This window comes from Psychrobacter sp. KFRI-CH2-11, assembly GCF_038239325.1.
GTDB classification, from domain to species: Bacteria; Pseudomonadota; Gammaproteobacteria; order Pseudomonadales; family Moraxellaceae; genus Psychrobacter; species Psychrobacter celer.
In genome coordinates, this window is record NZ_CP151283.1 from 784,054 (window position 1) to 796,741 (window position 12,688).

Here is a 12,688-nt window from a genome sequence, read left to right on the forward strand (position 1 = left end):
CTCTTATTACTTATTGGTTTGGATATATGCGTCAATCTTCTGCTCTTAATATTTTAAAAACAGGTCAAAACGTTTTTTTGACTGGATCGGCAGGGTCGGGTAAGACTTATACTCTTAACCAATATATTGATTATTTGCGCGCGCGCCGTGTGCCAGTGGCGGTCACAGCCAGTACAGGCATTGCAGCGACGCACATGAGCGGCACCACCATTCACAGCTGGTCAGGAATAGGCATCAAAGATGAGCTGACGGAGCGCGATTTGAGCAATTTATCGCGCAAGCAGTTTTTGGCAGATCGCCTAAAAGAAACAGCGGTACTTATCATCGATGAGATATCGATGCTGCATGCCAAGCAGCTAAACTTAGTCAATCAAGTGCTCAAACACGTGCGCAAAAACGACAGTGCCTTTGGTGGTATCCAAGTGGTCGTTGCCGGCGACTTTTTTCAGCTGCCACCGATTGGCAGTCGCGGCGAGAGTAACCGCGAAAAGTTCGCTTTTATGTCTGAGGCATGGCTCGATGCCAAGTTTCATATTTGCTATCTGTCTGAGCAGCATCGTCAAGTGAGCGAGGCGGCCAATGGCGGACTGGATTTGGATGACATTCTCAACCAAATTCGCCGTCAGGAAGTCACCTTTGAGGCGATTGCGGCACTAGAGGCGACCTATGATCAAGACGTCGATATCAAGCGCACCCGACTGTATACTCACAATCTCAACGTCAATAAAATCAACGACAAAGAGCTGGCCGCCTTAGATGGTGAGATGATGCGTTTTGAGGCGACCTCGACGGGCGATAGTAAGCTGGTCGACACTCTCAAAAAGACCGTGCGTACCCAAGATGAGCTGACGCTCAAAGTCGGCGCTAAGGTGATGTTTATCAAAAATAACACCGAGCTTGGCGTCTCGAATGGCACCATGGGGGAGCTAGTTGGCTTTGCCGCTGTCAAGATAGACGATGGTAAGGGTAATAGCGAAGTCTTAATTGAAGAAGTCGATACAGGCGATGACGCAGAGACGGCCAAAAAGACAGATACGTCAGACAAGCAGACGGCAAAAACCAAAAAGCCCACCACGCAAAAAACGCCTGTGGTGCGGCTAAACTCAGGCCGTGAGGTCGTCGCTGAGACAGAAGAGTGGATCATCGAAGATGAAACAGGGGAGGTGCTGGCAAGCTACAGCCAAGTGCCGCTTTGTCTGGCTTGGGCAATTACCATTCACAAATCGCAAGGTATGACCCTAGAGGCCGCAGAGATTGATCTGTCGCGCACTTTTGAGCTGGGTCAAGGCTATGTGGCGCTCTCACGCCTCAAGTCGTTAGCAGGGCTGCAGCTACTTGGCATGAATGAGATGAGTCTGCAGTTAGACCCCCTAGCACGCGGGGCGGACAAGCGGTTTTTGGCGCTCTCCGAAGAAGCGGATGCCAACTATGCCATGCTCAATGAAGAGAGTCTGACACAGGCGCATGACAAGTTTGTCTTAAAATCGGGCGGTACGCTGAATCAATCAGTGATTGATGCCTACGCGGCGCTACAAAAAAAGCGCCGTGAGCAGCAGCAAGCAAAGATTGACAAAAAACAAAAACGCCGCAACCAGGTCGCTGATAAGTCCCAAAGCGCCTTGCTGGCAACCAAAACGCTCCTCGAAGAGAGTTTGTCTATCGCTGAGATATCACAAGCGCGCCAGCTGTCGCAATCTACCATCATGCGCCATATTGCAGAGTTAAAAGCGCAGGACCCAAGCTTGGCCTGTGACCATCTGCGCCCAGACGATGAGGTGATGACGGCAGTAGGTACCGCTTATATCGCGATCAAAGTCGCCAACAATCCCAATGACTTTAATGACGATGGTAGTGTTAAGCTTCGCCCAATCTTTGAGCATCTCAAGCAGCGTATCGATTACAACACCATTCGTCTGGCCTTGATTTTTATTACCCCATAGGGCTAGGCGATGATGTGATATCGTCTCAGTGATTTGCCGTGTTTTTTATCTTTATAGCGATATGTTTTTATGCCTGATTTTTCTAGCGCCACTTATCAACTGACCTCTGATCCAGCCGTCGCCGCGATGTCTTATACAGGCGAGCATACCCAGCCATTACGAGTGGCGATTAATGGCTTTGGCCGTATCGGGCGTAATGTACTGCGCGCCTTATTAGAGCGTTTTGAGGTCTTGGGTCGTGCGATTCATGTGGTGGCAATTAATGACTTGGCACCTGCTGATATTTTATTGCATTTATTAAAGTTTGATAGTGCGCATGGCCGCTTAAGTCAGCTGGGCGTGGCAGCTGAGCTGGTGGTAGCCAGTACGGATGAGAATAAAACCCAGCTGTGCCTGACCAAAAACAGCCTGACTTATTGTATCAATATGCTCTCAGAGCCGGATCCCAAGAGCCTGCCATGGCAAGCGTTAGGGGTCGATGTAGTACTGGAGTGTACGGGGCATTTTCGCTCTTATGAGCAGGCGCATCTGCATATCGAGGCAGGCGCGCAGCAGGTCATCATCGGTGCAGCGCCTTTCGATGATGTCGATGCCTGTATCGTGATGGGCGTCAACAGCGATACTTTGACGCGGGCGCTACCGATTATCTCGAGCGTCTCATGTACCACCCAAGCGCTGGTACCGCTGATCGATACCCTTGATAAGGCTTTTGGCGTCACCTCCGCGATGATGACAGAGATTCATGCAGTCACCGCTGACCAGACTGTGCTCGATCAAGCGCACCGAGATCCAAGACGCGCCCGTGCCTCAGGTCATAACATCATACCTACGACCTCGAGCAGTATCGCTGCGACCGAGCGTGTATTACCGGCGATGGTCGGCAAGGTCAATGGTCACTCTATTCGTGTGCCCACCATCACCGTTGCAGCGATTGATGTGACCTTTGTCTTTGACACCCAGCCTGTCAGCATTGCGGCGATTCGTGAAGTACTGACAGCCGCCAGCGACGGTCATTTGCGTGATATCATGGCCTACACTGATGAGCCACTGGTCTCCAGCGACTTTATCCATCAGACCGAGTCGCTTATCATTGATGGTCAGCAGCTGATGCAGGTCGGTACGCAGTACAAGGTTTTTGCTTGGTATGATAATGAGTGGGGCTATGCCAATAGACTGCTTGATATGTGTTTGCACTTGGCCTCCAGCGGTCATTAAATTCGTGATTTGTACCCATCGAAAAATTAATTTAATTTTTTTAGATTATCTGCTTGCATTATGAAATGATATCTATATAATGATGCACCAACGGAGACGTGGCAGAGCGGTTGAATGCACCGGTCTTGAAAACCGGCAAGGGTTCATAGCCCTTCGAGAGTTCGAATCTCTCCGTCTCCGCCAAATTCGAAAAGCCCCAATCAACAATGATTGGGGCTTTTTTTATGGGCGTGTATCAGCGCGCTTTATTACTTAAATAATGACAAAAGAGTGATTATTACTTTTTAGCCAGTCTCTTACCTAGTGGCGTTTTATTTGACTAAAGACTCATCAAACTCAACGTGTTGACCATCTGCTAGTGTCAACGTCCCTTCGCTAATCTCAATAGTCATGTCTCTGGTGTTTCTGATAGCGCGCATGACATTGATGTCCTCAATGCTACTCTCGATGATAATTTTGCCAGATTGCTCAGGTTTGATAGCAGGCTCAAACACAGTCAACGGGACATTAAAGCGCTTGCCTTGGGTCAAAGCGATGTCTTTCATCACCAATGTACCCTTAAAGCTATCGATGGCGACTTCGCCGTGGTTGGATAGCATAAACTGGAGCTTTACTTGGTTTAAGCTGTCGCTGTCACTACTTTTGACTGGCAAGAGCGCCACAGGGTAGTGTTGCGCATTGGCCGTGGCCGCTTGCTGACTTTTTATGATGGGGCTTTTCTTGCCTGTGGGATTATTGGGATGCAAGCGCTCATATTCACGCTGCTGTATCAAGGCTTGTTTGATCGTAATACGCGGCATCGCACCAGACTCATAGGCGCCGCTGAGCTTCATGCGTAGCATATAGCGACTGAGCAGCTGCTGATCGGTCTTAGGCAGTTGCTCAAAAGTATCGCCGAGTTTTTTTTGCCACTGATCAGAGTTGGTCGGAATGGTTTTTTTGCTAGGATCTGCCTGCGGCTGTGAGCACGCAGAGAGAGCAGGTAGTAATACTAATGCCATCGTCAACAATAATGCTTGGTTAAAACGCGGATATAAACCTCCCATCGTACACCTCCGTGTCAGTTTGTTTCGCACCAACGACAGTGATTGTCATTGGCTTTTGTTATGAGTAGGGCTGGTTTTAATATAGCTGGTTTTTTTGGGTGTTGTGTTGGATTATGGCTAAAGACTGTGTGCGGGCGACAACCATCATTTGGCGCACAAAAAAGACTGAGCGCCATGGGCAAGCTCAGTCTTTTGGTACGCAGCCTATCTAGTTCATCATTAAGAAAGCAGTTTTTTATACTGTCGCTTATGTATCGTCGATTATATATTGTCGTCTATATATAGTCGGCAGTATATCGAATCGGCTTTCTTAATCATCTCTGCTAATCGTCGTTTTGTAGCTCGGATAGGGGGTGGGAGATGTTGTTATTGTGAGTCACCACGATGGCCTCATCGATGATGTGTTGACTGACGCCGCGCTTGCGCAGAGACTCGATAAACACTTCATCATGCGCTAGGGTATAGTCTTGATGATCACGATCAAGCCCTTGACGAATGTATAGGCGAATCAGTCCTTGAATACGCTTAAAGCCCAGCTCTTTTGAGGTGGTCTCTAATAATGCGATCATCTCTTCAGACAGCCGAATACTGACCGGACGCATGATTTTTTGCGGATGGTCAGAAAACTTATTTTTTACACGTACAGGTATCATAATAAACCATTATTTCTAGTGAGTAGGAGTAAAATATTCAGACAAAACGAACCCAAGCAAACTACTCTTACCATACAACAAAATCGCCCAAATGAACACCGCAGCGGTATTTATATCACTGATTTAATAAGAGAATTGTCTGAGCCAAAAATGACGGCCATAAAAAAACCTTCATCAAATAATGATGAAGGTTTTTCGTATATGGCTCTCCAACCTGGGCTCGAACCAGGGACACACGGATTAACAGTCCGTTGCTCTACCAACTGAGCTATTGGAGAATAAGCTGTTATAACGGTAAATATGACAAGCTAAAAGTAATTGCTGTCTGCGTTATGTGGGGCACATTTTAGCCAAGTCGTTATAGGCTGTCAACCTTATTTTGACATTATTTGCAAATATTCTTTAGTCGTTGTGAAATTTGACTGCCAGCCCTCATTCCTTGGCGCATTTTAGTGATAAAAATGACCCTAATATGTCATAAGCGTACCTCAGAATGAGGTGTTTATGAAATGGCGCGTTAGGGCGGATAGGTCTGGGTATAGGTAGGCTTGATAGCATGTTTGTGTTGCTAAATTCTTCATCTACCTACGGCGTGCAACAAAAAAATATCAGCGATACGCTACTTTTATTTATGGCTTAAGCAATCTGCTGTCAGCGTTGGTTATCAAGCCTTTGCGGGTAATTTGATTAGACAACTTGGCTATCTTTTTGAATATAAAAGCAATCTGTACATCGCTTGAAACAAAAAAACTGCTGGGTTGCCCTTCACATTGCTGGATTATTTCTATAAAATACCGACCGTGTGGTTTCTTTGGGGGCTACATTCTATTATTTATTGCTTATCCATTTCACTCAATCAAGCGTGTACGCTGGATTTAACACAGGTGTTTTAGCTATGAGTCCTACCATCATTGCTTACGGTTATCTCGCCATCGCTATCATTTGTGAAGTGGTGGGCACGACCTTTTTGGTCAAGTCAGAGCAATTTACCCGTTTGGTGCCGACCTTGATTATGGGCGTGCTTTATGCCATCTCGTTTTATTTATTGACCCAGACCATCAAGACCATACCACTTGGCATCGCCTATGCGCTGTGGGGCGGTCTGGGGATTGTGCTGACCTCACTGGTCGGGGTGTTCTTTTTTAAGCAAAGTCTCGATACCGCGGCGGTAGTCGGCATTGCGATGATCGTCGGCGGCGTGGTGGTGATGAACGTATTGTCAAACTCGGTGGTGCACTGACAGGTAGGTAAAAATGAACATGGACACAAAAATGGAAACACAAAACGCGCATAAACGTAAAAAACAGCCAGAGCTGGTGCGGCGGGCGCTGCTCGATCAAGCAGCACGTATCACGCTAGAGCAGGGCCTGTCTAAAGTGACCTTTCAAGCGGTGGCAGATGCCGTCGGCGTGACCAAAGGCGGAGTGATGCATCACTTTGCTACCAAGGACGCGCTTATCTTAGAGGTGTTTTATGATGCGATGGCCAAGTTTGAGGCAGAAGTCAATGCCGCCATGGCAAAGGATCCGGTCAGCTACGGCTCGTTTACCCGCGCTTATATCGATGCCACTATTAGCTTGGGCGAAAAAGGGCAGGCAGAGTTTAATAGCCAAGCGACCCTGTATGTGTTGATGCTAGGAGACCGGATGCTGCGCGAACGCTGGGCTGAGTGGTCCAATGCGCAGCTAAAAAAACACGCGGATACTGACAATAGCGAAACGCTATGCATGGTACGTCTGGTCGCCGATGGTATTTGGCTCTCGGACTTTTCGGGTATCGATATCTCGGACAAAGCCTCAATACGTGAGCGCTTGATAAATATGACGCAGCAAGACTTTGACAAATAGCCTTGATAACTGACTTTGACAAACAGCTTCAACCCATAACACGCACGCAGAACATTTACCCTTTAACCCATGACGGCATGATTTACTGAACGCTTTTTTATAAAGCTTTAGTCGCCCTAAGGAGAACTTATGACAACTACTACAATGAATCCAAGCAGCTTAAAAGACATTATTGATTTAACACAGACACAGACCGCTTATATCAACGGTCGCTATCTGGCGGTCGACGAGTCGCTGACTACCTTTGACGATATCAACCCAGCGACAGGTGAAGTGCTGGCGACCATTCAGCAAACCACCGCTGAGCAAATTGATGAAGCGGTAAAAGCGGCGCAACAAGGGCAAAAAGTATGGGCGGCGATGACCGCAGTTGAGCGCGGCTGTATTTTGTCAAAGGCAGTAGAGATATTGCGTGAGCGCAATGACGTACTGGCATTGCTTGAAACCAAGGACACCGGTAAAGCGTACTCTGAGACTAAGTATGTCGATATCGTCACTGGTGCCGATGTCGTTGAATATTATGCCGGTCTTGCGCCAATGATTGAGGGCCGTCAGATTCCGCTACGTGATAGCAGCTTTGTCTATACGCGCCGTGAGCCACTTGGCGTCGTCGCTGGTATCGGTGCGTGGAACTATCCGATTCAGATCGCCATGTGGAAGGCTGCACCAGCATTGGCTGCAGGTAACGCGATGATTTTTAAACCTTCAGAAGTCACGCCACTAACGGCGCTGAAACTGGCGGAAATCTTTACCGAAGCTGGCATGCCAGATGGCGTATTTAACGTCGTACAAGGCGATTATCAGGTAGGTCAAGCGTTAACTGAGCATCCTGATATTGCCAAAGTCTCGTTTACTGGCGGCGTGCCAACGGGCAAAAAAGTCATGGCAAGCGCCGCATCATCGTCGCTCAAGGACGTAACCTTAGAGCTGGGCGGTAAGTCGCCATTGATTATCTTTGACGATGCCGATATCGATATGGCAGCGGATATCGCCATGATGGCGAACTTCTATAGCACCGGTCAGGTCTGTACCAATGGCACACGGGTATTTATCCCAAAAGCGCTACAAGCCAAGTTTGAAGAAGCGATTTTGACGCGGGTCAAACGTATCAAACTTGGTAACCCCATGGATGAAGATATCAATATGGGACCACTGGTTAGCTTCCCGCATATGGAGCGTGTGCTCGGCTATATCGAGCAAGGTAAAGCAGGCGGCGCGCGTCTATTGGCGGGCGGTGAGCGAGTGACCACAGACAAGCTGGCCGACGGTGCCTTTGTCGCGCCAACGGTGTTTACCGATTGCAGCGATGATATGACCATCGTGCGCGAAGAAATCTTTGGTCCAGTAATGTCGATATTGACTTATGAGACCGAAGAAGAAGTCATTCGCCGTGCCAATGATACCGAGTACGGCTTGGCGGCAGGGGTGGTAACCAAAGATCTAACCCGCGCGCATCGTGTCATCGGTCAGATAGAGGCGGGTATCTGCTGGCTAAATACCTGGGGCGAGTCGCCAGCGCAAATGCCAGTTGGTGGTTATAAGCATTCAGGTATCGGCCGCGAAAATGGCATCGAAGCCCTTGAGCATTATACGCAGACCAAATCTATCCAAGTAGAGCTGGGTAAGTTTGAGTCGGTATTTTAATGGTTTATTAACTGCCTGTGTTTCAACCATCTGTTTTAACCACCTGTTTTAATGTACAAAGAAAGCTGTCGTCAGTAAGCGCGTCCTGTAGGCAAATACGCCGGCATGATGTGAGCTTACTGATGGCATGACGTATTTTTACTATTATGGAGCGTTTTATGACATCAACCACACCTGAATATGACTACATCATTGTCGGTGCAGGCTCAGCCGGAAACGTGCTGGCCACGCGCTTGACCGAAGATGCCAACATTAAGGTGTTGCTATTAGAAGCTGGTCGACCCGATTATCGACTAGACTTTCGCACGCAGATGCCAGCGGCGCTCGCGATGCCGCTACAAGGCACTACTTATAACTGGGGCTACAAAACCGATCCTGAGCCATATATGAATAACCGCGTCATGGATTGTGGCCGCGGTAAAGGGCTGGGCGGCTCATCACTTATCAATGGCATGTGCTATATCCGTGGTAACGCACTCGATTTTGATGACTGGGCGAAAATCAAAGGCTTAGAGGACTGGACGTATCTCGACTGCTTGCCCTACTTTAAAAAGTCAGAGAACTGCGATGCAGGCGAAAATGACTATCATGGCGTCGGTGGTCCGGTAGAGATGACCACCTCAAAACCTGGCGTCAATCCGCTGTTTGAAGCGATGATTGAAGCGGGCGTACAAGCTGGCTATCCGCGTACAGAGGATCTAAACGGCTATCAGCAAGAAGGCTTTGGGCCAATGGATCGCTTCGTCACGCCAAATGGTCGCCGCGCATCAACGGCACGCGGGTATCTCGACCGTGCCAAACCGCGCAGCAATATCACCATTTTGACCGGTGCCTTGACCGATGTGATTTTGTTCGATGGTAAGCGCGCGGTCGGTGTCAAAGTCGAGCATCAAGGTCAAACCAAGAAATTCTATGCCGCTCGAGAAGTGATTGTTTCATCGGGTGCTATCGCTTCGCCTCAGTTATTGCAGCGCTCTGGTATTGGCCCTGGTCAGTGGCTCAAAGACTTGGGGATTAACGAGGTTTTAGAGTTACCGGGCGTGGGTAATAACCTACAAGACCATCTAGAGCTGTATATGCAGTACGAATGTAAATTGCCGGTGTCGATTGCCCCTGCCAATAAATGGTGGAATAAGCCTGCGATTGGTGCCGAGTGGTTGTTTAATGGTACTGGTCTTGGCGCGTCCAATCAATTCGAGGGCGGCGGCTTTATTCGTACCGATGAGAAATTTACTCACCCCAATATTCAGTATCACTTCTTGCCATTAGCGGTGCGTTACGATGGCCGCAGTGCGGTAAAATCGCACAGCTTCCAAGCGCACGTCGGCTCACTACGCTCACCGAGTCGTGGCCGCGTTAAGCTCACTTCAACAGACCCAAGCGCGCATCCAAGTATCTTATTTAACTATATGTCGCATGAGCAAGATTGGCAAGAGTTCCGCGCGGCGATGCGTATCACTCGCGAGATTATGCATCAGCCAGCGCTTGACCCGTATCGCGGCCGCGCCATTGCGCCGACCGATGATCTGGTGACCGATGCACAGCTCGATGAGTATGTCCGCAATCATAGCGAGACCGCTTATCATCCGTCGTGCACCTGTGCGATGGGTGAGGGCAATGATTCGGTGGTCAATGGTGAAGGGCTGGTACATGGTATCGATGGCCTACGCGTGGTCGATGCGTCGATTATGCCAAATATCATCAGCGGCAACTTAAACGCCACCACCATTATGCTGGCCGAAAAAATCGTCGATAAGATGCGCGGCAAGCAATTACCACGCTCGACGGCGGATTATTATGTCGCCAATGGCGCACCGCTCAGAGCCGAGCCAATGCGTGCTTATCATACGACTGTATAAATAAACGTGCCAGCCAGTAGGCAGGATATCAGGATAATATAACGTCAATTTCAAATAAAAGGCCTTTCAACGTAAAGGTCTTTTTTATCAGTGCAGATTTGCTGGTACTCTTATGAGCACTGACATCATCAGTACCGCACACAAATGAGCATATCGGCTTTATTTTGCGCCGATTATCTTTTCATTATTTTTTAAAGGTGTTGCTAAGGGGTCTGCGGACTGTTTAGCAAATTTTTATTGATTGGTACTGCTTTGTGCGTCATGCATTTATGGACACATAATGTGGCGATGAGTCGTCAGTTTATGACGGACAAAGCAATATCATACGGTGTTTCATTTACCTATTGAGGTCTTTTATGTACAGCTCGCCATCAGAAGATGCGACGAAACCCTTGAGTCTAAATAAAGCGGTTTTTTTAGGCTCAGCGATTATTTCTATTTTATTGATTGTTTGGACGATTGCCTTGCCAGATTATAGTGAGGCATTATTAAGCGCGAGCATGGCGTGGGTATCAGAGAGTTTTGGCTGGTATTACATGCTGGTGGTAGCTGCTTATAGTATTTTTGCCTTGTTTGTGGGCTTTTCAAAATACGGCGATATCAAGCTGGGGCAAGACCACGAAAAAGCCCAGTTTCCCTTTTTAGCATGGGCGGCGATGCTGTTTTCGGCTGGTATTGGTATCGATTTATTGTTTTTTGGTGCCTCTGAGCCGTTGATGCATTATCTCACCCCGCATACGGGGCTAGAGCCTGCCAGTGCCGAAGCGATGCGCCAAGCGTTATCTCAGACTTTTTTGCATTGGGGTCTGCATGGCTGGGGTATTTATGCGCTGATTGGTATGGCGCTAGCCTATTTTGCCTATCGCAAAAACATGCCACTGGCGCTACGCTCACCGCTGACGCCTATCTTTGGCGAGCGCCTAGTCAAAGGCTGGCTCGGTGATGGCATTGATACCTTTGGCGTGGTCTGTACCTTAATGGGGATTGCCACCAGCTTAGGCATCGGCGTGTTGCAGGCCAACGCAGGTTTGACGCATGTCTTCGGTATCGAGTCGAGCAAGATGGTGCAGAGCTTGATCATCTTGGGCGTGGTCTTAGCTGCTGCCATCTCAGCGATGACCGGTGTAGAAAAGGGTGTACGCCGCCTGTCTGAGTTCAATATGCTCTCGTCGATATTGCTATTGATCGCGATACTGGTGATGGGCAATACCGTGTACTTGCTCAATACTTTTACCCAAAGTATCGGTCAGTACTTCCAAACCATCGTTTTCAAAACATTCGACGTCTATGCTTATGACGGCAGCGCTGGTGCCGATTGGAAATCAGGCTGGACGATATTTTTCTGGGCATGGTGGGTTGCTTGGGCACCCTTTGTCGGCTTGTTTATTGCGCGTATTAGCCGTGGCCGTACCTTGCGTGAGTTTGTCTTTGGTGTGATGTTTATCCCGCTGGGCTTTATCTTTGCTTGGTTCTCTATCTTCGGTAACTCAGCGATAGACTTGGTGGCCAATGGCGCGACGGAGCTTGGTGAAATCGCCATCAATGACGCGGCAATGGGTATGTTTGCCTTGTTTGAGTACTTCCCTTTTAGTGATGTTTTATCATTCGCTGGCGTGGTTATCGGGCTTATTTTCTTTGTGACCTCAGCGGACTCTGGTGCGCTAGTACTGGCCAATCTCAGCTCAAAAGGTATGACCAATGATACTGATGCGCCGGTTTGGCTGCGTTTGTTTTGGGCAGCGGCAACAGGTTTAATTACCCTAGGCTTGCTGTTCGCCGGCGGCTTTGCCTCGTTGCAGTCGGTGTCTGTCATCGCAGGTTTGCCATTTTCGCTGATTTTGGTGCTTTACATGATGTCGATGTGGCGCAGCCTAAAAGAAGAGGGCAATAAGCGTAAAGCCAGTACGGTTGGCACCGCAAACGTGCTCGATAGTGGTAAGAGCTGGAAAGCGCGTCTGCAGCGTATTGTTAGTTTTCCAAGCCATACGCAAGTCGAGCGGTTTTTACAGAACATCGTCAAACCTGCCATGAGTGATGTCGAAAAAGAGCTAAGAGCTGGCGGTCTAAAGACGTCATTGGATGTGCGAAATCTGGCCAATATCGGTGACGATCTCGATGCAGGTCTAGACGATGACAATGGTCAAATAGATGGTATCAAGCTGCGCGTCGGTCATGGCGATGAAGATGACTTTATTTATGAGGTCAATCTCATCAAAGCTGAGCGTCCAAACTTTACCTTAAACACCTCAACCAAGCATGCAGAGTTTTACTACCGTGCTGAGGTGTTTTTAAGCGATGGCTCACAGGAGTACGACTTGGTTGGCTACACCAAAGAGCAAGTGCTGGTCGATATCTTGCATCAGTATGAGTGTCATTTGCAGTATCTACATTTAGAGCGTTAATTATCTAGATGTTGAATAACCAGATATTAACTGGCTAGATGCCGTGACAAGATTGTCTTTTAGATGACCCCATAAGTTACAG

At 48.4% G+C, this 12,688-nt stretch carries 9 protein-coding genes and 2 tRNA genes; 8 read left to right on the forward strand and 3 right to left on the reverse strand.

Annotated elements, in window-relative coordinates; all coding sequences use genetic code 11:
• The first annotated feature begins 26 nt into the window (after positions 1 to 26).
• The 3 genes from AADH33_RS03315 to AADH33_RS03325 all read left to right on the forward strand — a co-directional run bounded on the left by AADH33_RS03315 (position 27) and on the right by AADH33_RS03325 (position 3,338).
• Positions 27 to 1,940 carry an AAA family ATPase gene (locus AADH33_RS03315; protein ID WP_348549561.1) on the forward strand — a complete coding sequence of 638 codons (1,914 nt, stop codon included), beginning with the start codon at positions 27 to 29 and terminating at the stop codon, positions 1,938 to 1,940.
• 126 nt (positions 1,941 to 2,066) lie between these two features.
• Positions 2,067 to 3,155 (forward strand): type I glyceraldehyde-3-phosphate dehydrogenase, encoded by a 1,089-nt coding sequence (locus AADH33_RS03320; protein ID WP_348549941.1) that lies wholly within the window; start codon positions 2,067 to 2,069, stop codon positions 3,153 to 3,155.
• A gap of 92 nt (positions 3,156 to 3,247) precedes the next feature.
• Positions 3,248 to 3,338 (forward strand) — tRNA-Ser (locus AADH33_RS03325).
• A 128-nt stretch (positions 3,339 to 3,466) separates the two neighbouring features.
• Here AADH33_RS03325 and AADH33_RS03330 read toward each other — a convergent pair.
• From AADH33_RS03330 to AADH33_RS03340, 3 genes are all read right to left on the reverse strand, one after another.
• Positions 3,467 to 4,201, reverse strand: coding sequence for a hypothetical protein (locus tag AADH33_RS03330; protein WP_348549562.1), 735 nt, complete (start codon positions 4,199 to 4,201; stop codon positions 3,467 to 3,469).
• 323 nt (positions 4,202 to 4,524) lie between these two features.
• Positions 4,525 to 4,854 carry a CopG family transcriptional regulator gene (locus AADH33_RS03335; protein ID WP_075100607.1) on the reverse strand — a complete coding sequence of 110 codons (330 nt, stop codon included), beginning with the start codon at positions 4,852 to 4,854 and terminating at the stop codon, positions 4,525 to 4,527.
• A 202-nt stretch (positions 4,855 to 5,056) separates the two neighbouring features.
• Positions 5,057 to 5,132, reverse strand: a tRNA-Asn gene (locus AADH33_RS03340).
• 617 nt (positions 5,133 to 5,749) lie between these two features.
• On the opposite strand from AADH33_RS03340, the gene AADH33_RS03345 reads away from it, so the two are divergent.
• The 5 genes from AADH33_RS03345 (at position 5,750) to betT (ending at position 12,606) form a co-directional block, all read left to right on the forward strand.
• A complete protein-coding gene (locus AADH33_RS03345) occupies positions 5,750 to 6,094 on the forward strand; it encodes a DMT family transporter (protein WP_100749782.1) in 345 nt (114 codons plus the stop codon).
• A 31-nt stretch (positions 6,095 to 6,125) separates the two neighbouring features.
• Entirely contained in the window at positions 6,126 to 6,701 is a 576-nt protein-coding gene (locus AADH33_RS03350) for a TetR/AcrR family transcriptional regulator (protein ID WP_348549563.1), read from the forward strand.
• 144 nt (positions 6,702 to 6,845) lie between these two features.
• The gene (betB, locus tag AADH33_RS03355; protein WP_348549942.1) at positions 6,846 to 8,345 is read left to right on the forward strand and encodes a betaine-aldehyde dehydrogenase; all 1,500 of its coding nucleotides are present in this window, start codon (positions 6,846 to 6,848) and stop codon (positions 8,343 to 8,345) included.
• Between the two features lie 158 nt (positions 8,346 to 8,503).
• Positions 8,504 to 10,204, forward strand: coding sequence for a choline dehydrogenase (gene betA / locus AADH33_RS03360; protein WP_348549564.1), 1,701 nt, complete (start codon positions 8,504 to 8,506; stop codon positions 10,202 to 10,204).
• A gap of 356 nt (positions 10,205 to 10,560) precedes the next feature.
• On the forward strand, positions 10,561 to 12,606 hold the full coding sequence (gene betT / locus AADH33_RS03365) for a choline BCCT transporter BetT (RefSeq protein ID WP_100749778.1): 2,046 nt from the start codon (positions 10,561 to 10,563) through the stop codon (positions 12,604 to 12,606).
• Positions 12,607 to 12,688 lie beyond the last annotated feature (82 nt).